18 protein-coding genes and 1 riboswitch are annotated in these 24,828 nt (G+C 55.2%); of the genes, 9 read left to right on the top strand and 9 right to left on the bottom strand.

Going from position 1 to position 24,828, the window contains the following annotated elements; genetic code table 11:
• Nucleotides 1-13 precede the first annotated feature (13 nt).
• Nucleotides 14-1,579 carry a trimethylamine methyltransferase family protein gene (locus AAAH10_RS13420; protein ID WP_343564421.1) on the top strand — a complete coding sequence of 522 codons (1,566 nt, stop codon included), beginning with the start codon at nt 14-16 and terminating at the stop codon, nt 1,577-1,579.
• Nucleotides 1,580-1,763: 184 nt separating this feature from the next.
• Nucleotides 1,764-2,006, top strand: coding sequence for a hypothetical protein (locus tag AAAH10_RS13415; protein WP_343564419.1), 243 nt, complete (start codon nt 1,764-1,766; stop codon nt 2,004-2,006).
• A 78-nt stretch (nt 2,007-2,084) separates the two neighbouring features.
• Here the strand turns inward: AAAH10_RS13415 and AAAH10_RS13410 are convergent, their stop codons facing one another.
• Nucleotides 2,085-2,735, bottom strand: a complete 651-nt coding sequence (locus AAAH10_RS13410; RefSeq protein ID WP_343564417.1) for a glutathione S-transferase family protein — start codon at nt 2,733-2,735, stop codon at nt 2,085-2,087.
• 29 nt (nt 2,736-2,764) lie between these two features.
• A complete protein-coding gene (locus AAAH10_RS13405) occupies nt 2,765-3,313 on the bottom strand; it encodes a cysteine hydrolase family protein (protein WP_343564415.1) in 549 nt (182 codons plus the stop codon).
• Nucleotides 3,314-3,415: 102 nt separating this feature from the next.
• On the opposite strand from AAAH10_RS13405, the gene AAAH10_RS13400 reads away from it, so the two are divergent.
• The gene (locus AAAH10_RS13400) at nt 3,416-4,357 is read left to right on the top strand and encodes a GlxA family transcriptional regulator (protein ID WP_343564413.1); all 942 of its coding nucleotides are present in this window, start codon (nt 3,416-3,418) and stop codon (nt 4,355-4,357) included.
• On the opposite strand, the gene AAAH10_RS13395 is transcribed toward AAAH10_RS13400, so the two are convergent.
• From AAAH10_RS13395 to AAAH10_RS13380, 4 genes are all read right to left on the bottom strand, one after another.
• Nucleotides 4,349-4,831: a hypothetical protein gene (locus AAAH10_RS13395; protein WP_343564410.1), complete on the bottom strand. Its 483-nt coding sequence runs from the start codon at nt 4,829-4,831 to the stop codon at nt 4,349-4,351. The genes AAAH10_RS13400 and AAAH10_RS13395 overlap by 9 nt on opposite strands.
• 95 nt (nt 4,832-4,926) lie before the next feature.
• Nucleotides 4,927-5,934 (bottom strand): FecCD family ABC transporter permease, encoded by a 1,008-nt coding sequence (locus AAAH10_RS13390; protein WP_343564407.1) that lies wholly within the window; start codon nt 5,932-5,934, stop codon nt 4,927-4,929.
• A gap of 4 nt (nt 5,935-5,938) precedes the next feature.
• Nucleotides 5,939-6,892, bottom strand: a complete 954-nt coding sequence (locus AAAH10_RS13385) for an ABC transporter substrate-binding protein (RefSeq protein ID WP_343564404.1) — start codon at nt 6,890-6,892, stop codon at nt 5,939-5,941.
• Nucleotides 6,889-7,716 (bottom strand): ABC transporter ATP-binding protein, encoded by an 828-nt coding sequence (locus AAAH10_RS13380; RefSeq protein ID WP_343564402.1) that lies wholly within the window; start codon nt 7,714-7,716, stop codon nt 6,889-6,891. Before AAAH10_RS13380 ends, AAAH10_RS13385 begins: the two co-directional genes overlap by 4 nt.
• A gap of 207 nt (nt 7,717-7,923) precedes the next feature.
• A riboswitch (cobalamin riboswitch) is annotated at nt 7,924-8,146 on the bottom strand.
• Between the two features lie 189 nt (nt 8,147-8,335).
• On the opposite strand from AAAH10_RS13380, the gene AAAH10_RS13375 reads away from it, so the two are divergent.
• The 3 genes from AAAH10_RS13375 to AAAH10_RS13365 all read left to right on the top strand — a co-directional run bounded on the left by AAAH10_RS13375 (nt 8,336) and on the right by AAAH10_RS13365 (nt 10,065).
• Nucleotides 8,336-9,271 carry a hypothetical protein gene (locus AAAH10_RS13375; RefSeq protein WP_343564399.1) on the top strand — a complete coding sequence of 312 codons (936 nt, stop codon included), beginning with the start codon at nt 8,336-8,338 and terminating at the stop codon, nt 9,269-9,271.
• Between the two features lie 145 nt (nt 9,272-9,416).
• Entirely contained in the window at nt 9,417-9,653 is a 237-nt protein-coding gene (locus AAAH10_RS13370) for a DUF2842 domain-containing protein (RefSeq protein WP_343564396.1), read from the top strand.
• 16 nt (nt 9,654-9,669) lie between these two features.
• Complete coding sequence (locus AAAH10_RS13365; protein WP_343564393.1) at nt 9,670-10,065, top strand: hypothetical protein; 396 nt, start codon at nt 9,670-9,672, stop codon at nt 10,063-10,065.
• Here the strand turns inward: AAAH10_RS13365 and AAAH10_RS13360 are convergent.
• A complete protein-coding gene (locus AAAH10_RS13360; protein WP_343564390.1) occupies nt 10,062-10,880 on the bottom strand; it encodes a type 1 glutamine amidotransferase in 819 nt (272 codons plus the stop codon). The genes AAAH10_RS13365 and AAAH10_RS13360 overlap by 4 nt on opposite strands.
• Before the next feature lie 464 nt (nt 10,881-11,344).
• On the opposite strand from AAAH10_RS13360, the gene AAAH10_RS13355 reads away from it, so the two are divergent.
• Together AAAH10_RS13355 and dddP are read left to right on the top strand one after the other, a co-directional pair.
• Entirely contained in the window at nt 11,345-16,204 is a 4,860-nt protein-coding gene (locus AAAH10_RS13355) for an NAD-glutamate dehydrogenase (RefSeq protein WP_343564387.1), read from the top strand.
• A 256-nt stretch (nt 16,205-16,460) separates the two neighbouring features.
• On the top strand, nt 16,461-17,801 hold the full coding sequence (gene dddP, locus AAAH10_RS13350; protein ID WP_343564384.1) for a dimethylsulfonioproprionate lyase DddP: 1,341 nt from the start codon (nt 16,461-16,463) through the stop codon (nt 17,799-17,801).
• 82 nt (nt 17,802-17,883) lie between these two features.
• On the opposite strand, the gene AAAH10_RS13345 is transcribed toward dddP, so the two are convergent.
• Both AAAH10_RS13345 and AAAH10_RS13340 read right to left on the bottom strand, forming a co-directional pair.
• On the bottom strand, nt 17,884-19,368 hold the full coding sequence (locus AAAH10_RS13345; RefSeq protein ID WP_343564381.1) for an ATP-binding protein: 1,485 nt from the start codon (nt 19,366-19,368) through the stop codon (nt 17,884-17,886).
• A gap of 176 nt (nt 19,369-19,544) precedes the next feature.
• Nucleotides 19,545-21,809, bottom strand: coding sequence for an NADP-dependent malic enzyme (locus AAAH10_RS13340; protein ID WP_343564378.1), 2,265 nt, complete (start codon nt 21,807-21,809; stop codon nt 19,545-19,547).
• 376 nt (nt 21,810-22,185) lie between these two features.
• Between AAAH10_RS13340 and mutS the strand changes: the two genes are divergently transcribed.
• Complete coding sequence (mutS, locus tag AAAH10_RS13335) at nt 22,186-24,828, top strand: DNA mismatch repair protein MutS (protein ID WP_343564624.1); 2,643 nt, start codon at nt 22,186-22,188, stop codon at nt 24,826-24,828.

Below are 24,828 nucleotides of genomic sequence, written 5' to 3'. Positions count from 1 at the left end.
AAGGAACACACAAGTGAGTGACGACAATCTGGTGACCCAAGACTCTGAAAAACCAAGACGTTCCGGCCGTGCTGGTGGCCGGGCCGCGCGTGTTGCACTGCGTGCTGCACCACTGGCCGAGGACCTGCGCCCCGTTCGCGCAGGCCTTCCCGGCGGAAAGTTCAATCCCCTGAGCGAAGCAGACATGAAACGGATTCATGAAGCCGCCCTGCAGGCTCTGGAAGAAATCGGGCTGTCACAGGCTCCGGCATCCGGCATTGAAGCCATGACCAAAGCAGGGGCCATACTGGGGGACGACGGGCGCATCCGTTTTCCGCGGGCCCTGGTGGAGGACATGCTCTCCAAAGCCGCAAAGGACATTACCCTGCATGCACGTGACCCCAAGCACGACCTGCATCTGACAGGAACCAATGTTCACTTCGGAACAGCAGGCGCAGCGGTTCACATTGTCGATATCAAAACCAACGAATACCGTGAATCAACATCCAAGGACCTGCTGGAAGCGGCACGTCTGGCGCAGCATCTGGACAACATTCACTTTCTGCAGCGCCCCATGGTCTGCCGGGACATCATCGACAACTTCGAGATGGACCTGAACACGATCTATGCCTGCTGCAGTGGCACAACAAAACACATCGGAACATCCTTCTCGGACCCGAGTCATGTCGAAGGCTGTTTCGATCTGATTCACATGATTGCCGGTGGAGAGGACAAGTGGCGCGAACGCCCCTTTATCTCGAACTCCAACTGCTTTGTTGTTCCCCCCATGAAGTTTGCAGAGGAAAGCTGCATTGCCATGGAACACTGTATCCGCGGTGGCATGCCGGTTCTGCTGCTTTCCGCAGGACAGGCCGGAGCAACAGCCCCCGCCCCGATTGCCCTGACAATTGTACAGGCTGTTGCCGAGTGCCTTGCAGGCGTTGTCTATGTCAACTCCATCAAACCCGGACACCCGGCAATCTTCGGAACCTGGCCCTTTGTCTCCGACCTGCGGACCGGTGCCATGTCCGGCGGATCGGCAGAACAGGCCCTTCTGACCGCAGGCTGTGCCCAAATGCACCGTTTCTATGGCCTTCCCGGAGGGGCCGCTGCCGGGATCTCCGACAGCAAACTGCCGGACATGCAGGCCGGATGGGAACAGGGCATCACAAATACGCTCGCAGGTCTTTCCGGGCTGAACATGGTCTACGAGTCTGTTGGCATGCATGCATCCCTTCTGGGCTTCTGTCTGGAAAGCATGGTTCTGGGTGATGATATCCTCGGACAGGTTCTGCGCTGCGTCCGCGGCATTGATGTGAACGAGGACAGTGTTTCCATTGAAGCCATGAAAGCCGTATGTATCGATGGTCCGGGTCATTATCTGGGCAGCGAACAGACGCTCAAGCTCATGCAGACAGAGTATATCTATCCCACCCTTGGCAACCGGATGAGTCCGAAGGAATGGGAAGAAGCCGAAAAACCGCAACTGCTGGAAAAGGCCATCGAGAGGAAAAATGAAATCCTCCACAAGGCCGGCAACATGATCGACCCGGAGATCGACCGGGCCATTCGCGCCAAATTCAACATCCACTGCGCCTGAGCATTGCATGGCGTTCAGCAAAAAGGGGAGAGCAAAGGCTTCTCCCCTTTTTGTCTGCTTTCGTCCCCCAAACACAAATCACTTTGTACAAAAGCAGGAAATCACCGACACTGCTGCTCACAAAGACAGTGCAAGCCTCTGACACAAGCTTGTTTCCCGAACAGGCAATCCGGAGATTTTGGAGATGCGAAAAGCAATGGCAATTGCTTTAAAACTGGCCGGATTTTTGGGATTTCTGGCATGGATTGCGGGATATCTCTGGATCACAGGACTGGCCTGTGCATTCAAAACCAGCCAGAGCGACTGTGATATCCCCTTACCCTGGCAACTGAGGAATCAGGAAGATTTCATGCTTCTTGTCCTGATTCCCGGATGCATCGTGGCGGGTTTGTTCCTGGTGGCATGGAAAGTCGGCCGTTCGAAATAAGAGACCCGTCAGTCCGAAGCCTTCCGTGCAACAGGCACAATCATTCATCACAAAACCAGATCCGCAGTCCTTCTTTCCTCAAACCCCGGGAATAATCCGCTGATCCAGCTCCCTGTCCTTCAGACGGTCTGACTCAATCAGTTCTGCAATTTTCGGACGCGCCAGCATCCGGTCACGATAGGCCACCAGATTGCTGTACCCAGATTCATCCAGCCGCGCATTGCGGGACAAGACAAAGAACCAGCTCAGATAGGCATCCGCAGCAGAAAAGCTGTCCCCCACCAGAAACTCCCGGTCGGCGAGATGTCTGTCCAGCAGTTCAAAACGTTGCGGGGCCAGATCACGGACACGATCCTTCACATCATCCGTTGCCTCATTGTAGAAAACAACACGGAAGATCTGCTTGTGCAGCTCCGTTGCACAGAAGGCAATCCAGCGCACCATCTGGAAATAATCCACGTCAGACGGGTCCCGACGGAACCCGGTTTTTTCCGACAGGGACTGCAAATACAGCAACACCGTGGAGGTTTCCGTCAGTGTTGTTCCGTCCTCAAACTGCAAAACCGAAACCTGGCCCAAAGGGTTGATATCATAGAGCGAACCGCCCCTTTCCAGTTCCTTGGTTGCCAGATTCAAAAATGCAATTTCCAGAGGCACATCGCCCTCCGCAGCCACAAAACGGGCCGCCAGAGAACAGGTCAGGGGCGCATGCATCAAGGTTGTGGTCATGTCTCTTGCTCCGTTTTCCACTGCCGTTCTCAGGATGCCAGATAGCTGTCAGCGGTGGTCACAGTTGCATAGGCAAAGGACAGCGCGGACATGTAGGCGGCATGCACATCTTCTGCCGGAACAACGCGGCCCCCGAACTCCTGATCAAAGGTCGCACAGGCATCCTCAATTACAATATTGCTGAAACCGAAGTCGGATGCCGCCCGTGTGGCCGCATCAATACACATGTGGCTCATCATCCCGACAAAGGTAATATTCGTAATTCCCCGCGCATCCAGAAGCTCCTTGAGATTGGTCTCCAGAAAGGCGTTCACCTGATGCTTCAAAACAGTGTCCTCACCGTCCAGGGGCTTTACCCTGTCATGGATAAATGCTCCTTCCGACCCCGGACAGAAGAAAGGGGCATCATCGGACTGGAACTCATGGTGGACATGGACAACATAATCACCCGCCGCCCGCGCTGCTTCCAGAACCTGTGCTGCCTTTTCAACAGCTTCATCCGCCCTGTGCAGTGTACAGAGCCCTCCGGGGAAATAGTCGCGTTGCAGGTCGATCAGAACAAGGGCACGTTTGCTCATCGGAATACTCCATCAGCTGAAATGAATGACTGACAGAACGCTAGCGGCATTGCGGAACAAACAGAATTGTCGGATCTGACATTTTTCGGTTAATATCCGCCAATGAACAACATCACTTCTCTTACCTTTGCCATTCTTGACTATCCCGAAGCCCAAAAAGCGGCCACAGAAGGATTGCGGGATCTCTTCACCACCGCCAGTCAGCTGAGTCAGACCTCCGGTGGACCAGCCATCGAGGTGGAGCTTGTCTCGCCGGACTCACTCACCAGCCAGTCAGGCTTTGCAGCTATTGTTCTGCCTCCAAGCCTTGGAGACTTTGCCAAAACGGGCCAGACAGACGCCATCGAGAACTGGCTTCGTGCCCACTATGGAAAAGGCACACTGATCTGCTCGATTTGCGCAGGCGCCTTTCTGCTGGCCCGGACAGGTCTGCTGAATCACCGTGAAGCCACCACCCACTGGGCGCTGGCAGAGGACTTTGCCACGCATTACCCGGATGTTCTGCTTAGGGTCGACAAACTGGTGATTGAAGCGCCTGACCTTATTACAGCAGGCGGTCTGATGGCCTGGACAGATCTCGGTCTGCGGCTTATTGACCGTTTTGCCGGCAGTTCCATCATGTTGGAAACCGCCCGTTTTTTCCTGATTGATACCGGAGAACGCGAGCAAAGCTACTACAGCCGCTTCACGCCTTCCCTCAAGCATGGAGATCAAAATATCCTGAAGCTTCAGCAATGGCTGCAAACACAAACAAGATCCAGCGTCCCGGTCACGGAAATGGCCCGGAAAGCAGGTCTCAGCGACCGCACCCTGCTTCGTCGTTTGCACAAGGCAACAGGGCACAATCCATCCGAGTATCTTCAACATCTGCGCATGAACGAGGCCCGCGACCTTCTGCTTGAATCAAACAGCAGTGTCGATGACATCTCGTGGTCTGTTGGTTATCAGGACCCCAGTGCCTTTCGCAGAACCTTTCACAGGATTGTAGGACTCACGCCCCGAGAATTCCGGAAACGCTTTGCAACAGGGCGGGGCTCAAACTGATTCGCGCAGGTCCAGCCGATACTTCAGAAAGCTTTCATCCCCGTAAACGACAGAGCCAGCGAACATGGCTCCCAACCGTTTCAAAACACCGGTTTTTGTCCGCGAGGGCGGCAAAAGAAAGGTGATGGCACTCAGGCGCACATGCTTTCGGGCCTCGACAAGAGCGGTGCTGAAAATCCTCAAACCGGAACCAAAGAATTCAGGCCTGAGAACCAGACCAAAATCCCAATCCTCGCCTTCCTTTTGAAAACCACCCCAGCCAGCATAGTCTTCGTCACAGAAAATCCCCCAGTGCCCAAGACCATCCCTGTCCCAGCAGGCTTCCTTGGCCAAAACAAAATCCAGTACAGTCTTGCGATCCCACTTTGAGCGCAGCAGAGGCATGTGCTCTGCAACACGCGGATCGTTCATCTGTCTGACAATCTCTTCGGGTGCGACAGCAGTCAGTCTGCAAAAGGTGATGTTTCGCTGCATGGCCTCTCAATCCGGGCAAAGAACGGCTTTCACTGTGCAGGGACAAATGAACCCGCACAAATCAAGCTGTTGTGAGCCGGGGGACAGAGCTGCGCTCAGATAAACTTGCGTCTCAGCAACATGATAAAGACAAAACCCGCACCGATTGAACTGGTGATGATTCCAATGGGAAGTTCCTGCGGGGCCAGCAGAATACGGGCACCCAGATCACTGCCCATCATCAAGAGGGCACCAAAGAGAGCGGAGAGGATAAAGCTCTTTCCATGCAGGGGGCCGGAAAAGGCCCGCGCCATATGGGGAACCATCAGACCGACAAACCCGATCACACCACTGACAGAAACGAAGACAGCTGTTGCAAAGGCACACACCAGAAAAACCTGCAGCCTGAAACGATTGACATTGAGACCCAGGCTCGCAGCTGTCATTTCACCCCCGAGCAGGGCATCGCACTGCCGATACCGCAAACCGGCAAAGAGAGCCAGCACACCAAATCCCGTCATAACGAGAGGGAGGTTGTCCCACCGGGCCAGTCCCATTCCGCCAAGGCTCCAGAACAGAACGGAATGCGCCGCTCTCTGATCTCCGGAAAAAACGAGGTAGTTGGTAATGGCAGTAAAGAAGAAAGACACAGCCAGACCCGCCAGCACCAGACGCTCCGCACCCTGATAGCCCAGACGCCGGATCAGGACATAAACGGTAAAGGCTGCCAGCATGCCTCCGCAGAAAGCAGCAAGCGGCAAGGTCCAGACTCCCAAGAGGTCACCCGTTACCGTGATCACAAGCACAGCCCCGGCTGCCGCACCGGATGAAAGACCAAAAAGGAAAGGGTCAGCCAGATCGTTTCGCGTCACGGTCTGGAGCAGACATCCGACAATACCCAGCCCGGCACCGACCAGAATGGACAGCAAAACACGCGGCGCGCGGAGATCGACGATAATACGATCAATCGGTGAGCTTTCCTGTTCATCGGACAGGCCGAAAGCCCCTTCCAATGCACCGAGAACATCAACAAGGGCGATCGGGGTTGAACCCCAGGACACAGACAGAAAAGCGAGGATGACCAGAAAGGCCATCCCCACTGAAAGAATTGAAAAGTAACGCATTGAATTACTGGAACTGATCCGGATTCATTGTCTTCGCAATCTTTTCAATCGCTGTAATGTTTGCTGGTCCAGGTGTCAGCTCTTCATAACGCAGCGGAACAAAGCGCCCGTTCTTTACAGCGTCGGTCTGGCTCATGGCCGGATGTTCCTTCAGCCATTCCAGCAGGCCTTCAGCGCCGGTTCCGTTCTGATAGTCCAGAAGAATCAGGAACTCGGGATTGGTTGCCGCAACGGCCTCCCAGGAGGAACGCCCCCAGCTGGTTTCCATGTCAGCAGTCACATTTACACCGCCTGCCGCTTCGATCATTGCATTGACAATGGCGTACTTTCCGGCAGTGAAAGGCTTGTCGTCACCGGAATCAAACAGGAAGACACGCGTACCGCTGGCATCGCCAACCTTTTCCCTGATACCCGCGAGCTGATCTTTCCAGCCATCGACCAGTTTCAGGGCTTCCGCTTCCTTGCCGAAGACCTTGCCCAGACGCAGAACGTCACTGTAAAGCAGATCCATTGTCGCGGCCTTTTCAGCCTTGTGCTGGTGCACACAGCTTTCAGACAGGATCAGGGTTTTGATTCCCTGTGGCTCTAGGGTTTCCGGTGTCACCTCGCCACCCGGACGCATGCCGTAGTACCAGCCCGCAAAGAAGGTATCCGCAGAGGCTGCAACAAGGTTTTCAACGGACGGATATTTTGGTGCAAGCTCCGGAATGTCACCGCGCTTGGTGTCAAATTCAGGGCTGGTTTTGTACCAGCCGGAAATTCCTGTAACACCGACCATTTTGTCCTGCAGACCCAGCGCAAAAGCCATTTCGGACATGTTGATGTCGTGAACAACCAGTCGCTCCGGCACCTTGTCAAAGGTGAGGGTCGAATCGCAGTTATCAACTGTTACCGGCTCGGCAGAAGCAAGGCCTGCCGAAAAAATCAAACCGCCCAGCAAAGCTGATGCATATTTCATAACGCTACTCCATTTTCTTCAGAATCACGGCGAGTAAGAGGAATATCCAGAACCGGTATCTTCCGTTCCTGTTCAGGATGATTGAGATAGAGGAAATCCACGCCAAAAACCCTTTGCACAGTTGATTGGGTCAAAACCTTCTCAACCTGATCAAAAGCGACCATCGAGGTCTTTTCCAGCAAGAGGGCGTGTGTTGCGATCGGGGGAATCAAAGCCAGATCATGCAGAACAGAAATACAGGTCACACCGCTTTCTGCGACCAGGGAAAGCAGAAGCCCCTTGGCCAGCGGATCAAGGTGGTTTGTCGGCTCGTCCAGAAAGAGAATTTCCGGTTCCTGGCAAAAGGCACGCGCCAGCGAGGCACGCTGCATCTCGCCGCCGGAAAGCAGTCCCAGACGGTCTTCGGAACGTTCAAGAAGCCTGACCTTTTCAAGGGCCTGATCGACCTTCTGCCTGTGCTCTTCCGGAGCAAACCCTGTGCTGTGCGGAATACGCCCCAGGGAAACATATTCCCGAATGGACAAACGCGTATCGGGTTTGTCCATCTGTCCCACATAGGCAATGAGCCGTGCCCTCTTTCTGGGATGGATATCCTTCAGGGCCTTGCCCTTGAAGAACACCGCCCCGGCAGACGGCACCAGCAGTCCGGCAAGCAAACGCAGGAGTGTGGTCTTACCAGCCCCGTTGGGACCGGCAATAGCCAGAAAGCTCCCCTTTTGAATCTCAAAGGAAACATCCCGAACAAGCGGTTGGCCCGTCTCTGAAAGACAGGTCAGATCCTCAGCTCTCAAAACAGGCAGCAGATCAGAACCAGTCATCGACATCAGTCCCTCCCTTTCCCGGTCCTTGCAGACACAAAAAAGTGGTCAGGAGCTGAAAAAGCACAAGCAGCCCGGCGTTCTGTCAACACAAACTTCCCCCACATCAGGACAGGATCAGTCTGGGAAAGAGAAGCCTTGACCACTTTTGAGCTGGAATAAAACAGTGCAAAAGGGAAACCACTTGCCCCACCCGGAAAACCCCGTCCGGCTTGGATCACATCAACACCTGGCAGGTCTCCTGGCTCGCGGGTCTCCGGAAACACACAACCTTCCCAACCTCACAAGGGGTCAGTGGCATTGCTGATGTGTTCCTCACCGCTCACAGTTGCGGGGGCAGCCACGGCATCGGTCCCTGATGGGCACGCCTCACCGTGTTCCCTTTTAATCCGTTCTCGCGTCTCGCATAAACGGAACCAAGATGGATGAGAGTATTTTCAACTTTGAAACGCTTTGCAAGCAGAAATACAGATCAAAGTCACAAAGCGACCATCAGGAAACGATGAAAGAATTCGCGCTTTAAGAAATCATCAAAGAGTTCCTGATATGGTTTTTGACAAGAAAACTGAACTCCTCAAAGAACAGTTCAACTAAAAGACGAAAAATTGAGCAAGGCAACAGCCACATGAGCACTCTCGAGACAAACACATCAGACAGTCCCGAAATACCGGAACTCGACGATGACAGCCTTTATTGCAAAACCGACGAAGCTGGATTTATTCATGACGGTAAAGGCGAGACCCACACAATACTCGGGCTTCCAATCAGTCGCTTTATCAATCAGAAACTGCATGACTTTGTTGTCAGCCAGGATCACAGAAGACTGGATGAGCTTCTGAGAACACAGCTGGCTCAAAGTGAAAGCACCCTGAACATTGTGACAGCGGAACAGTGGGAAGAACCCTTCCGGGTTTCCGTCACCAAGCTTGCCCTTGAAGCCACCTTTACAACCTTTTTGCAAAGGCTCCCGCTTGAACAGGGCGGTGGCGCCGTGCTCCAGGCCCATGTTGTCGATGAATATGTCAAGGACCAGAGCACATTCCTGGGTGACCTTGCCGAGGATGACAGCCTCTATGACGATGAGCACAAACCTCTGGAAACACTGGCGGTCTCCATGTTTGAAGTCGCGAACCTCTCCAATCCTGACCTCGTTCAGACTCACGGTGAGGAAACCATCAATCGTCTGAAGACAAAGGTCAAACAGAACATTGTCCGGGATGGAACGCGCCCCGTCACGCAGATTGACGAGGAACGCTATGCGGTTCTGCACGATGGCAGCTACAACAGTGACCACGTCGAAAAGTCGCTGAAGCGCCAGGTTGAGGAATCAGGACTGTCGAAGGATATCTCTGTCGGTCATCTGAATCAGGGTATCAAGGCTGACAACAGGCAGGACCTGCAGAAAAAGCTGCAATCCGGTCTGGAAGGCTTTGCCGATGAAGGCCTTGAAAAGGCTGCTGAAAACCTCACCAAAAGCAGCAAGCCACAGAAGACAGCTCCCCGGGTTGTCGAAACCGCTGAAGAGCCAAGGAAAAAGTCTTTCCTCAAACGGTTCTTCTGACAGGCCCCTCCGGAAACAGGACAAAACCCCGATTGAAGCCGGCCCTTCATCGGGGTTTTCCTGTGAGGCGTCGGAAAAGCTTGATTTTTGAACGCAAAAGGCCTTCATTCTACAAACCTTGGAGTGTCATGCAGGAGTTCGGATCATGCTCAATCTCAACAGTGGCTATTTTATCATGCTGCTGGGTCTGGCCGCTTACATCGTTGTCGCCGTAACGCTTGCCGGTTTTCTGCCTGACCACTGGGCCGTACAGATACTCTATGCTCTCGTCGCAGGGATGGCCTGGATCTATCCGGCTGTTAAGTTCCTGGATTTTTCCTACAGAAAACAGCAGGACAAAAAAGCCACAATTGCCAAAGAGGATCACCCCTCACAGGATTGAGCGAGAAACCAAGCAGATGCGTACAAGCCCCCTTCTACTGTCGCTGTTTATGACAGTCTGGCTGTCTCCCCTGACAGCAAATTCCGCAGAACCTCCCCTTGAAAGAAGCGAGGCCCTCGCGTTCTGCAACAAGGAGCTGGCACGACACATCGGTGCCACGGAAGCCGGAGCCAGAGCGGGGCATTGCACATGCGTTGTTGATTTTGCGCTGGATTCAACACCCAGGGCTCTCAGGGATCCCCTGGCGCGCATCGTGCGCCGTCAGCCGCTGGAACAAAGCCACAGACAGGCACTGGAAAGCGAAGCCGGGAACGCACTTCTCTATCTCGGCCTTGTTGGCAGTCGCTGCCCCATGGTGATTGAGGACCCCCTGATCCAGAGCCTGATCTGGAAGGAACTCCGCAAGAACTAGGATCGCAGGCTCCTGATGTAATCCAGCCAGTTCGCCAGTTCCGATGTCCGCCTTTCCAGAATCAGATCATCCGGATCAGCCTTGATTGCGGCCAGAAGGGCGGAATCCTGTTCCAGCTCTTCCAGCCAGTCTGCCAGTGCTTTTTCCCGACCGGAGAAAAGCCCCTGCTCCCGGTTGATATAGTCTGCAATATCACCGGGTCCCAGCTCCGGGTGATACTGGACACCCCAAAAATCCGGTGATCCCGTTTCCCCTCCACAGGACGGGCCTATTGCAAAGGCCTGAACCGGAGAGTGATCGTTGCCGGCAAGCAACCGGGCGGAAGGGGGAAGCTCCTGCACCTCGTCACGGTGAATACAGGGCACAACCATGCCTTCCTTCCTGCCGTCCATCATTCTGTGACGCTGCCCTTCCCCTGTCAGCCTGAGCGGAAGGGTCAGACCGATTTCCAGCCCCTTCGGACTCGCCCCGACCCGTCCCCCCAGAACGACAGCAGCCAGCTGCATTCCGTTACAGGATCCAAAGCAGGGACGCTTGTGATCAAAAGCCTGCTCCATAACAGTCCAGAGAGGCCGTGAGCGCTCATCGTCCGTCGACCAGGAATTCGCGGATCCGGTAAAGACAACGCCATCCTGCTCTGGCAGCAGATCAGACAGAACAGCAGCATCAAAGCCATCTTCATAGGGAGTCACAGCACTGAACCGTACATCACCTGCAAGCCGGGAGAGCAAGGCGCCATACTGATCCGCAGCCGGATGCCTTTTGCCCTCTGGCAGAACCTCGGGGGCATTGCTTTCAACCACCAGGATTTTCATAACACGTCTCCTTGGACCCGGACCGGAAAAGAACAGAAACCATATTGCAGCCCTTTTTGGAAAAATCAGCCCGGAAAAGACCGACTAACACTTTTTTAATCAGAAAGGCGTTCAATGGAATCCTGTTTTGTTCCCTTGCCTGCACCGTCAGGCCTGTGAATTTGATTCACTTTCAAGTTCCTGAAAGCTCTGAAGGAATCCCGATTTTCTATAGGAAACAACAACAATTAGGGTTAACATGGCGCTACAGGGAAAAGAATTGTCGCTTTGGCCCGCTTCAGCAATCAAGCAGAGACAACAGAAAAAATGCTGATCAACAGCAGAAAAAACAGTCCCGTTCTCAATTGGCTCACAGCTGAGCCAAAGGCTTCCGACAACGAAAACGCAGCTCTCTTCAGCTCCATTGTCCCGTCTTTTCCTGCAATCCCTCTCAAAATTATCCGACCAACAAAGGATCTCATCCAATGAGCAAGTCCAGCAAGCAAAGCATTGCCGACCTGATTTCACGGATCAACGAACACGCTCTGAAAAAACTGCCAAAAGACAAAACAGCACAGGTGCAGGACTTCATTGAGCAGTTCTTCAGCAATGTTCCACTGGATGACATAGAAGACGAAAGCACCGAAAACCTGTTTGGTGCAGCCATGAGTGCCTGGGAAAGCATCCAGTGCAAGAAGGAAGGCGCGCACCTGGTCGAGGTTTTCAATCCCCGTCCCAACGTGCACGGATGGAAGTCCTCGCACACCGTCATCGAGATCCTGAACGACGACATGCCGTTTCTGGTCGATTCCCTGACCAGTGCCCTGCAGAGAATGGAAAAGGAAACACTCCTGATCGTTCACCCGGTCATCCACGTTGAACGGGACAAAAAGGGCAAGCTGATCAAGCTCCTGCCAGTCGATAAGGCTGAAACAGCAGGCAGCAGACATGAATCGCTGATGCAGATCCTGATCACGGAACAGACCGAAGAACAGCGTGAAGCCGTCAAAGCGGATCTCAACAAGGTTTTCCAGGACGTCCGTGATGCCGTCGACGACTGGAAAATCATGCAAAAGCGTCTGGAAAACTGCATCGCGGACATTCGCAAGAGCCCGCCGCCCCTGGACAAGAATCAGGTTGAGGAATCGCTCGCCTTTCTGGAATGGCTGGACAATGACAACTTCACATTCCTCGGTGTCCGGGAATACAGCTTTGAAGGCGAAGGACAGGACAGCATCCTCAAGATCAAGGACGGCTCCATGGGTGTCCTCAAGGATCACTCCATCCACGTTTTTGACGGCCTGCGCAGTTTCGGACGCCTGCCACAGGATGTCAGGGCTTTCATGATTCAGCCCTCCCTGCTGAGAATCACAAAGGCCAACAGGCGCTCGAATGTGCACCGCGCCACCCACATGGACACGATCGCCATCAAGCGTTTTGACAAGAAGGGCAATGTGGTCGGCGAAACGCTCTTTGCCGGCCTCTTTACCTCCTCTGCCTATGCGCGCTCACCCCTGGACATCCCGCTGCTGCGCCAGAAGGTCACCAGCACGATCAATCGCGCGAACTTCAGGCATTCCAGTCACGACGGGAAAGCCCTGTCCCACACGCTGGAAACCTTCCCGCGCGACGAGCTGTTCCAGATCAACGAAGACGAGCTTTTTGAAACAGCCATGCGCATCCTGCACCTGCAGGAGCGTCGCCGGATCGCCCTGTTTGTGCGCAAGGACCCCTTTGAACGCTTTGCCTCCTGTCTGGTTTACATCCCGCGGGATCGCTTTGATACCGCCCTGCGCCGCAAAATCGGGCAGATGATCTGCAACGCCTACAACGGGACGGTCTCCGCATTTTTCACCCACCTTGCAGACACGCCTCTGGCCCGGGTCCACTTCATCATCAAAACCAAACGGGGCGAGGTTCCCGATGTTGATGTGGCAGAGCTTGAAAAGCAGGTTGCCGAGGCAGGACGCAGCTGGGAGGACAAGCTTCGCGAGGCCCTGATTGAAGAACGGGGCGAGGAACAGGGCATCCTGGCCATGACAGAAATGGGCTATGCCTTCCCTCTCTCCTATCAGGAAGACTTCAACGAACACGAGGCTGTTTCCGATCTGACCAAGGCAGAGGAAGCTCTGCGCGGAGACGGTCTGGCCATGAATCTCTATCGCCCGCTTGGCGGAGAGACAAACGAACTGCGCTTCAAGATTTACCTGCGCAACACGGCCGTTCCGCTCTCCGACGTTCTGCCCATGCTGGAAAACATGGGACTGAAGGTCCTGTCAGAGAACCCCTATCACTTCAAAACTCCGGAGCACCGGAAGAATGCAGGCAAGGAAGACAGCGTCTGGATGCACGACTTTGAAATGGTCACCTCTGATGATCAGGAAGTCGACATCTACAAGGTCCGCGATGCTTTCCACGCCGCTTTCGCAGCCATCTGGCACAGAAAGATGGAAAACGACGGCTTTAACAAGCTTGTCCTCTCCTCTGCCCTGACAGTTCGCGAAGTCACGGTTGTTCGCGCCTATTGCAAGTACCTGCTGCAGGCCCGGATCCCCTTCTCCCAGAGCTATATGGAACAGACACTGGCCCGCAATCCGAAGGTAACATCCCTTCTCTTGCAGCTCTTCACAACTCGCTTCCTCGCAGAGGGACAGAAAGAGGATCACCCGGCGCAACAGGACATCGTCGATGCCATCAATGTCGAGCTGGAGCAGGTCAGCAATCTCGATGAGGACCGTATCATCCGCCGTTTCCGCAATGTCATCGTCAATACACTGCGGACAAATGTCGAGCAGCTGGACGAAAACGGTGATCCGAAATCCTATCTCTCCTTCAAGATTGAATCCGGCAAGATCACTGATCTGCCCCTGCCGCGTCCCTATCGCGAGATTTTTGTCTACAGCCCTGAGATCGAAGGTGTTCACCTGCGTTTCGGTCCGGTCGCACGCGGTGGTTTGCGCTGGTCGGATCGCCGGGAAGACTTCCGCACGGAAATCCTCGGACTGGTCAAAGCCCAGCAGGTCAAGAACTCTGTTATCGTGCCCGTTGGCTCCAAGGGCGGCTTTGTCGTCAAGAACCCGCCACCGGCCTCTGCCGGGCGCGAAGCCTTCCAGGACAAGGGCATTGCCTGCTACAAGACCTTTATCCGCGGGCTGCTTGATCTGACAGACAATCTCTCCGGAGGCGATGTTGTTCCTCCGCAGAATGTCATTCGCCACGACGATGATGATCCCTATCTGGTTGTCGCAGCCGACAAGGGAACCGCAACCTTCTCCGACATTGCCAACGGAGTCTCTGCAGACTACGGCTTCTGGCTTGATGACGCCTTTGCGTCGGGAGGTTCAGCCGGTTACGACCACAAGGGCATGGCCATCACAGCCCGGGGAGCCTGGGAATCGGTCAAGCGCCACTTCCGCGAGCTGGGCAAGGACATCCAGAATGAAGACTTCACCGTTATGGGCGTTGGTGACATGGCCGGGGATGTCTTTGGTAACGGAATGCTGCTGTCCAGACACATCCGCTTGCAGGCCGCCTTCAACCACATGCACATCTTTGTTGATCCCGACCCGGATTCAGCAAAGACATGGAAAGAGCGCAAACGGCTCTTTGACCTGCCACGCTCTTCCTGGATGGACTATGATCAGTCCCTGATCTCGAAGGGAGGTGGCATCTTTGAAAGAGCCGCCAAGTCCATTCCGATTTCACCGGAAATGAAAAAAGTCTTCGGAATCAAGGAAGACGAGCTTCCACCCAACCAGCTGATCCGGGCCATCCTCAAATCCCAGGTGGAACTGCTCTGGTTCGGCGGGATCGGGACCTATATCAAATCCACCTCTGAAACCAATGCCGATGCCGGGGATCGCGCCAACGACGCATTGCGTCTGAATGCAAACGAACTGACCTGCAAGGTTGTCGGTGAAGGGGCCAACCTCGGCATGACCCAGCTGGCCCGTGTCGAGTTTGGTCGCCATAGCGGCAAGATCAACACCGACTTCCTTGACAACTCGGCCGGCGTCGACTGTTCTGACCACGAGGTCAACATCAAGATTCTTCTGGGTGCCGTCGAAGGCAACGGTGACATGACACGCAAGCAGCGTGACAAACTTCTTGCCGACATGACCGACGAGGTTGCCGATCTGGTTCTGCGCGACAACTATCTGCAAAGCCAGGCCATTTCTGTCACAGCTGCCATCGGTGGACGCCTGCTCGATCGAACAGCCCGCTACATGCGTGCCCTCGAAAAACAGGGGCTCCTCAACAGGGAGATCGAGTTCCTTCCGGACGATGAACAGATTCTCGAACGCATGAAACAGGGCCTCGGGCTGGAACGGGCAGAACTGGCGACAATGCTCAGCTATGCCAAGATTTCCCTTTATGACGAACTGCTCCAGTCGAACCTTCCGGATGATCCTGCCATGGAGCAGGAACTGGTGAACTACTTCCCGACCCCTCTGCGGAAGAAATATGCCGGCGAGATTGCCCAGCACAGACTGCGTCGTGAAATCATCGCAACAGCCATCACAAACGACATGATCAACCGTGTCGGGATCACCTTTGTGCATGAAGTTCGCGAGAAAACCGGCTTCAATCCTGCCGAAATTGCCCGGGCCTATCGCGTCACGCAGGAGGTTTTTGATATCACGAGCATTTTCAGGGCCATTGAAAGCCTGGACAACAAGGTCCCCGCGACAGTTCAGGCCAGCATGCTGGCCGACTGTGGCCGACTGATTGAGCAGAGCACGGTCTGGTTCCTGCGCAATGCCAATCACCCGATCAGCATTCAGGACGAGGGCAAACGCTTTGTGAAACCTGTCGCATCCCTGACCAGCAATCTGGAAGGCCTGCTGTCGAAGGACAACAAGACCCAGATGAACCAGCGCATCAAGGCACTGATGAAGGATGGTGTTCCGGAAGATCTGGCCAAACGCATCGCCGGTCTCGGCGCTCTGGCCTCTGCCGGGGATATCGCCTGCATTGCCGAAGCTTGCAAACTCAGCGTGGAGGAAGCCGGCAGCACCTACTTCAACATCGGTGCCCTCTATGGCTTTGACTGGCTCCGCAAGGCTGCCCAGGCGCTGCCAAGCGAATCAGCATGGGACAAGCTGGCTGTAACAGCCATGATTGATGACCTCTTCGGTCATCAGGCCGATCTGACCGAGCGCGTTCTGCAATCGGCTGAAAAACTGGGCAAGGTTGACAAGGCCATTGAGGACTGGGCGGCATCCCGCCAGGCTCTGGTCAAGCGCACCGAGCAGATCCTTGCAGAGCTGTCAGCAGCAGGACAACCGGACTATGCCATGCTCGCGGTGGCGAACCGCCAGCTCAAGAACATGGTCACGGTCTGACAGCACCTGATCTTTCTGTCTGCTTCAAAAGCCGGGCCCTGTGCCCGGCTTTTCTGCTTTCCCGGACAGGGCTTCAAGGAAAAATCATAAGAAGCATTCCTTTTAATCATCCTCTCTGAATCCTGACAAACCTTTGATTTCAAACAATTGTTTAATTTGCGAACTGTCCATTGTCGCTATTGCACTTGCCTGCTCTGCCCGGGGAGAAGAAGCTTTCCACATAACAATATAAAAAACCCTGTCGGAGAGGTTCAGGATGACATCCCCATTTTCCATATCCGGATCAAACCGGAAAATAGATCCGACGCGCCGACGCGCGACCGGACTGAAAGCCGACGGTTCGCCGGATGACAATGATCGCGTAGAGATTGGCCCGACACAGCTCGCCTTTGACGAGTGGGCTGCTGCCGGGCTGGAAGCGCCCCACCTGGATACAATGCGCGCATTTCGCCTGAATCGCCTTGTTGCCGAGATCCGCAAACGCGATCTGGGCGGACTGCTGATGTTTGATCCGCTCAACATCCGCTATGCAACAGACACCACCAACATGCAGCTCTGGATCACTCACAACGCTGCGAGAGCCTGCTTTGTCAGTGCAGACGGCTACATTATCCTCTGGGATTTCCACAACTGCGAACACCTTTCCGCGCACCTGCCATTCGTCAGGGAGCTGCGCGGCGGAGCCTCCTTCTTCTATTTTGAAACCGGGGACCGCACAAACGAGCACGCAAAGCACTTTGCATCCGAAATTGCGGACATCATGCAGCAGCATGCCCCCGGCAACAAACGACTGGCCGTGGACAAGATCGAGATTGCCGGGCTGCGCGCACTCGACGATCTGGGCTTCACAGTCACGGACGGTCAGGAAGTCACCGAACTGGCCCGGGCCATCAAGGGACCGGATGAAATCAAGGCCATGCGCTGTGCTGTCCACTCCTGCGAGATGGCAGTCGGTGAAATGCACAGAACCCTGAAATCCGGACTGACTGAAAACGATGTCTGGGCTGTTCTTCACGCCGAAAACATCCGCCGTGGCGGAGAGTGGATCGAGACCCGGATTCTGTCATCCGGTCCCCGCACAAACCCCTGGTTCCAGGAATCGGGACCACGGGTGATTCAGCATGGTGATATTCTGGCCTTTGATACCGACCTGATCGGTGTCTACGGCATGTGCTGCGATATCTCGCGCACCTGGATGACCGACAACGTTGAACCCAATGCAGAGCAGAAACACCTGTACCAGGTGGCCCATGAACACATCCGGTACAACATGGAACTGCTCAAACCCGGCATGTCCTTCAATGAACTGACAGAGAAGGCACACCGCCTGCCCGAAGAGTTCAGGGAACAACGCTACGGCGTCGTCTATCACGGTGTCGGGCTTTGTGATGAATATCCCTCCATCCGCTATCCGGAGGATCTGGAAGGCCACGGCTATGACGGCGTGCTGGAACCCGGCATGATGCTCTGCGTCGAAGCCTATATCGGAGCTGTCGGTGGTCAATACGGGGTCAAGCTGGAAGATCAGGTTCTCATCACGGAAAACGGCTATGAAAACCTGACCCGCTATCCTTTCGAGGAGGCTTTCCTGAAATAGCCTCCTCCCTTCAGCAATTCTGACGAACAGGGCCCGTCAACCATCTGACGGGCCTTTCTCCCGGGAGCAGAACAGTTCGGAACTAGAACAGCTCTGACTGTGCGCCTTTCACCATGTTGGCCTGGGGCAGGTAAACCGTGAAGGTTGATCCGCGGCCGACCTCACTGTCGATCGTCATCACACCGCGGTGGCGATTGAGGATGTGTTTTACAATCGCAAGGCCGAGACCGGTTCCCCCCAGCTCACGCGAACGGGCCGGATCAACACGATAGAAGCGTTCCGTCAGACGCGGGATGTGTTCACGCGGGATACCATCGCCCTGATCCGTCACAGAGATTGCCAGCGACGGACGACCAAGACGGCGCATCCCGTGGCTGCCTTCGCCATAGAGCTTGCTCTTGACGGTCACAGTGGTTCCTTCACGGCCATACTTGACAGCGTTTTCCATCAGGTTCTGGAAAACCTGACGCAGTTCCTCTGCCTCCCCCTCGACGGGAACCATGGAATCAAGCTGGATTGAAATCGCCATGTTCTTCGCTTCAAGCTGGGTGTGCAGCCCGTCTGAAATGTTCTGAACCACACCGTCCAGAAGTGTTGCACTGGTTGGCTTGGTGTGTTCGAGCAACTCGATCTGTGACAGGGACAGAAGATCACCAACCAGATGGGACATCCGCTCGGCCTGATCCTGCATGATATCCAGAAAACGCTCACGCGCGTCCTCATCATCCCTTGCAGGTCCCTTGAGCGTTTCGATGAAGCCGGTCAGGCTGGCGAGCGGTGTTTTCAATTCGTGGCTGGCATTGGCAATGAAGTCGCCCCGCATCTGTTCAACACGCTTGCTGGCTGTCTGATCTGTCAGACTGATCAGAATGCGAATACCGTCCCACGTCGTTTCAGACAGACGAACGACGCGAGCTTCAAAGGAGTACTCAACATTTCCATAGATGGTAAAGCGGACCATCCTCGGGTTGGCACCCGGTTGGGCATCCATTTCATTGACGGCCTCAAGCAGATCCGGGTTGCGCAGAATGCCCGAAAGCTCGCGCCCGTAGATCTGCGATCCGAAAAGCTCTTCCGCAGCAGGGTTTGCCCGCACAATCCTGCGCTTTGAGCCCAGCATCAAAAGCGGATCGGGCAGGGATTTGAGGATTGCCTCGTTGCCCTCGATGGCAAGTTCCAGCTCACGCCTGTATTGCTGGCGTTCCTGGGCCATGCGCAAAAGCGAGGGATTAATCTCCGGGAACAGGATACTGCCTGCGCCAGCCGGTGGAAGCGGGAGGCGATCATGCCCCTTCACATGCCTCAGTGCCGTAATGAAAAGCTTGAGGTCCTCAATATGCTGGAAGTGACTGTAAAGGATGTAGGACAGTCCGGAAAAAATCAGCAACCCGGCACCCAGACCTGCCAGCCAGGGCAGCATTCCCGACAGAACCATCAGGAACAGGACAACAATTGCCGGTGAGCTCAGAACCAGTGTTGTCGCCAGAACTCTTTGAAAGGACACGGGGGGGGATGGAACAATATTCAAATGATTCGTTGCCTTCGGGCTGGCGGAGGAATCGTGCATAGTCTGTATGGAACCCAATCTGATAATCAGCAGTAATCTACAAAAATACCATGACAGTTTTGCGTCACCCCTGCTCAATCAGGCAGAAATCATGGTTTTTTTACCATCATTTCCTCTCTTTTTCCTTAACGGGCCGTCTTTGACAGCCCGCCGGGACAAACCGGCACGATCCCCCTTTATTCCGTTATCGCATCATGCGCACCGATCAGGGCCATCGTGACCAGATCGTTGACACCGGCACCCATCTGGACAATCTGCGCCGGCTTTTCAAGACCAACCAGCATCGGCCCCACGACAGGCTTGTCACCGCCAACCCTGAGCAGCTTGGCAGAGATATTGGCCGACTGCAGCGCGGGCATAACCAGAATGTTGGCAGGACCAGTCAGACGGCTGAAGGAATAGAGTTGCTGCTGCAGGTCAAAATCCAGGGCAACATTGGCCTGCATTTCACCTTCGTACTCAAAGTCACAGTCGCGTTCATCCAGCAGGGCCACGGCATCACGGATACGCTTGGTTACATCCCGAAGCGGATTGCCGAAGTTCGAGAAGCTGAGGAAAGCCACTCGCGGCTGATATCCCATGGAGGCAACCTTGCGGGCCGCTTCCTCGGCAATCTGTGCCAGTTCTCCTGCTGTCGGAACCTCGGAAACAGAGGTATCTGCCATAAAGACACTGCGCCCGCCGATCATCATCATGGACATCCCCATGACACGGTGCCCCTCGTCACAGTCAAAGACCCGGCGGATGTCGTTCAGGGTGGCAGAGTAAGACCGTGTCAGCCCTGTCACCATGGCATCCGCGATCCCGTTGTGCACCAGCAGGGAGGCATAGACATTCCGGTTGTGGTTCACCATCCGCTGGCAATCGCGATAAAGCTTCCCTTCACGCTGCAGGCGGTCATAGATAAAGTCGATATAGCGCTGTCTTTCATCAGACTTGGCAGCGTTGTGAATCTCGATGAACTCGCCGGAGATTCCCATATCCGTCATCTTGCGGCGAATAATCTCCTCGTTGCCCACCAGAAGCGGGGTCCCGTAACCGGCATTGAAGAACGCAACGGCTGCACGGATTGCCGTTTCCTCCTCTCCCTCGGCAAAGACAACACGCCTGGGATTGTGGCGCACCTTCTGGGCAATCCTTGAGAGCGTCGTGGCTGTCGGGTCCAGACGCGCGGACAGTTCCTGCTCATAGGCATCAAGATCCTCGATCTTGCGTCGTGCAACCCCTGTGTCCATCGCAGCCTGCGCAACCGCACGCGGAACAACAGCAACCAGACGGGGATCAAAGGGAGCCGGAATGATATAATCCCGTCCATACTTGAGCTGACGGCCGGAGTAGGCCTTGCCAACCTCGTCGGGAACATCCTCGCGCGCCAGTTCGGCAATGGCCTTTGCCGCTGCGACCTTCATCTCCATATTGATCGAGGTCGCACGAACATCCAGAGCCCCCCGGAAAATGTAGGGGAAACCGAGGACATTGTTCACCTGGTTCGGATAATCCGAGCGCCCGGTTGCCACAATGACATCATCCCGAACAGCCTGGGCCTCTTCCGGTGTAATCTCCGGATCCGGGTTCGCCATGGCAAAGATAATGGGATCAGGCCCCATGGACGCGACCATGTCCGGCGTCAGGGCTCCCTTGACAGACACCCCGAAGAACACATCCGCTCCTTCAAGAGCTTCCTCCAGAGTCCGGGCATCAGTCTTTGCTGCGTGAGCCGATTTCCACTGGTTCATCCCGTCTTCACGCCCCTGGTAAATCACACCGCGGGTGTCACACAGCAGAACATTGTTGTGCGGAACCCCCATCGCCTTGATCAGCTCCGTACAGGCAATCCCTGCAGAACCGGCCCCGTTGACCACCATTTTAATGGTTTTGATATCCTTGCCCGTCAGTTCCAGGGCGTTGAGCAATCCCGCTGCTGCAATGATCGCCGTGCCGTGCTGGTCATCGTGAAAAACGGGAATATCAAGGAGCTCCTGCAAACGCTGCTCGATGACAAAGCAGTCCGGTGCCTTGATGTCCTCAAGATTGATGCCGCCAAAGGACTTGCCCAGATAGCGCACACAGTTGATAAATTCCTCGACATTTTCTGTATCGACTTCCAGATCAATGCCATCGACATCTGCAAAGCGCTTGAACAGAACAGCCTTTCCCTCCATCACGGGTTTGGAACCCAGCGCACCCAGATTTCCAAGCCCCAGAACAGCTGTACCGTTCGAGATCACGGCCACGACATTTCCACGGGCCGTGTAATCATAGGCCTTGTCCGGATCCTGGGCGATTTCAAGACAGGGGGCAGCAACACCCGGAGAGTAAGCAAGCGCCAGATCACGCTGGGTTGTCAGGGGTTTGGTCGCACGGATTTCCAGCTTGCCGGGACGACCGGAAGCGTGCAGTTCAAGGGCTTCCTGATCGATAGAGGACTTGCTTTGACTCATCTTGTTAGAAACTCCACTGTCAGAGACGTCTTTGAGAGGGGACTCTTTTTTTTGAATAGGGGGAAGTTACTCTGCACAGAGTTCCGACAGGAGTAAACATCTCATTAAGAATTTTGTTCTGATGGCGACAACTTTGTTCACTTTTCCTGCTCTTCTGCCTTGTGTTAAGGTCCAGTTTCCTCGCGTTCCATTTGTTTATTGTTTCGTTTAACAGGCTCATCCATCCGTGACAGATTCAGACTACCCGACACCAGAGACACTTGCTGAAGAAGACGTTCAGGAACAAAGTGTTAAGCCAAGAAGAGGCCGACCTTCCAAAAGGCAGGCGGATGATTCAGACACACCACAGGCCAAGGCTGAGTCAAAGGTCACTCCCATGATGGCCCAGTATCTGGAAATCAAGGAGCGAACCACCGACGCCCTGCTCTTCTACAGGATGGGTGATTTTTACGAACTCTTTATGGATGACGCACTGGTTGCCGCAGAAGCCCTGGACATTACGCTAACGAAACGAGGTCATCACAACGGTGATGACATTCCCATGTGTGGTGTCCCCGTCCACGCTGCAGAAACCTATCTGTCCCGCCTCATCAAGAAAGGCTTCAAGGTTGCCATCTGTGAACAGATGGAAGATCCGGCAGAAGCAAAAAAACGCGGTTACAAGGCCGTTGTAAAGCGGGATGTTGTCCGGCTGGTCACCCCCGGAACCATCACGGAAGACAACCTGCTGGATGCCCGCAGCAACAACTATCTTGCCGCGCTGACAGACGCGGCCGGCGAATACGGCCTGTCCTGGCTGGACATGTCCACAGGCGTTTTCCACGCACAGCCCGTCACCGTTCCCGGCGAGGACATCAGCGGCCCCCTGCTTGCAGCGCTGGCACGCCTGTCACCGGGCGAGCTTCTGATTCCGGATCGCCTGCTCGGACGCGAAAATTTCAGAACTGTTTCTACAGAATGGCAGGATCGCCTGACTCCGATGCCCTCGGCACGCTTCGACAGTGAAAACGCCCGTCAACGCCTGCAGGATGTCTTTGATGTCAAGGCTCTGGATGCCTTTGGTGCGTTCAGCCGCGCCGAACTTTCTGCTGCCGGTGCGCTTCTGAACTATGTTGAACTGACCCAGAAAGGCAAGTTTCCGCGCCTTTCACCGCTTCGCCAGCTACGCGAGGGGGCCGTTATGGAGATTGACGCTGCCACGCGCCGCAATCTCGAGCTGACACAGGCTCTTACAGGCGGTCGCAAGGACAGTCTTCTGGGCACCATCGACCGGACCGTCACAGGTCCGGGTGCCCGCATGCTTGGCGAGTGGCTGTCCGCGCCACTGACGGACCCGGACGCCATTGTTTCACGCCATCATGCTGTCGGCTGGCTTCTGGAAGAGGAACTGCTCCGAACCGATCTGCGCGACACTCTGCGCCAGAGCCCGGATATGGAGCGCGCCCTGTCCCGCCTTTCACTGGGACGGGGTGGTCCCCGTGATCTTGCCGCCATTCGTTCAGGCCTTCAGGCTGCAGAAACCCTGCGCCGCATGCTTTCTGCGCGTGGCTCGGAATTTGTTCCCGAGCTGCTCTCCCTGCTGGAACAGAGCCTTGGCGAACATGAAGAACTGGTTGATCGCCTGCAACGCGCTCTGGCAGAGGACCTCCCCCTGCTTGCACGTGACGGGGGGTTCATCGCACAGGGCTATGAGCCCCAGCTGGATGAATTCAAGACACTGCGCGATGAAAGCCGACGCCTGATTGCGGCCCTGCAAAGCCGATACGTCGAGGAAACAGGCGTCAACAGCCTGAAGATCAAACACAACAATGTGCTTGGCTACTTTATCGAGGTCAGCACAGCCAACGCAGGGAAGATCGACACCTCCCCTGACAGTGCCTTCATCCACAGACAAACCCTTGCCTCCGCCATGCGCTTTACCACCGTGGAGCTTTCCGAACTGGAACAGAAAATCTCGGGTGCAGCACAAAAGGCACTGGCAATCGAGCAGGAGCTGTTCAGCGATCTGGTCAGCCGCACCCTTGGGCAGGGCGACACCATCGCCGAGGCCGCACGCAATCTTGCTGCGCTGGATGTCTTCACTGCCCTGTCCCAGATTGCCATGGAACAGCGCTGGACCCGACCTGTCATCGACAGCTCGCTCGACTTTACAGTTGAAGGCGGTCGTCACCCGGTCGTAGAGGCAGCACTGAACAAGGCCGGCGAAGGTCCCTTTGTTGCCAACAACTGCGATCTGGGCAAGGCCCAGCGTCTCTGGCTGATCACCGGCCCGAACATGGCCGGTAAATCCACCTTCCTCCGGCAGAATGCCCTGATTGCCGTGCTCGCACAGATGGGGTCTTTCGTCCCGGCCCGCTCTGCACGCATTGGCACGATTGATCGCCTGTTCTCCCGGGTTGGTGCTGCAGATGATCTTGCGCGCGGTCGCTCCACCTTCATGGTCGAGATGGTTGAAACTGCTGTCATCCTGAATCAGGCCACAGAACGTTCTTTGGTGATTCTGGATGAAATCGGTCGCGGTACAGCAACCTATGACGGCCTGTCCATCGCCTGGGCCTGTGTGGAGCACCTCCATGAAACCAACAAATCACGCGCACTCTTTGCCACGCACTACCACGAGCTGACCAGCCTCACAAGCAGCCTTGCCTCACTCTCCTGCCATTCCATGCAGGTCAAGGAGTGGGAAAACGAGGTCATCTTCCTGCATGAGGTCGGTCAGGGTGCAGCAGATCGCTCCTACGGTATTCACGTTGCACGTCTGGCCGGTCTGCCAACCGTTGCCATCGCACGTGCAGAACAGGTCCTTGAAGCGCTGGAAAAGGATGGGCAGAGCGGGGATCTCACACGCATGGCCGATGATCTTCCGCTCTTTTCCACACTCCGGCAGGAACCTGCCCAGCCTGTCTTCAGCGGCCCCTCTGCCCTCGACAGCAGGATTGCAGAGATCAATCCGGACAGTCTCAGCCCGCGCGAAGCCCTGGATCTTCTCTATGAACTGAAGCAACTGGGCACCACCTAG

The organism is Carbonatibacter coralli (assembly GCF_039592655.1).
GTDB classification, from domain to species: domain Bacteria; phylum Pseudomonadota; class Alphaproteobacteria; order Kiloniellales; family Kiloniellaceae; genus Carbonatibacter; species Carbonatibacter coralli.
This window is presented reverse-complemented; position numbering and strand designations above follow the sequence as displayed.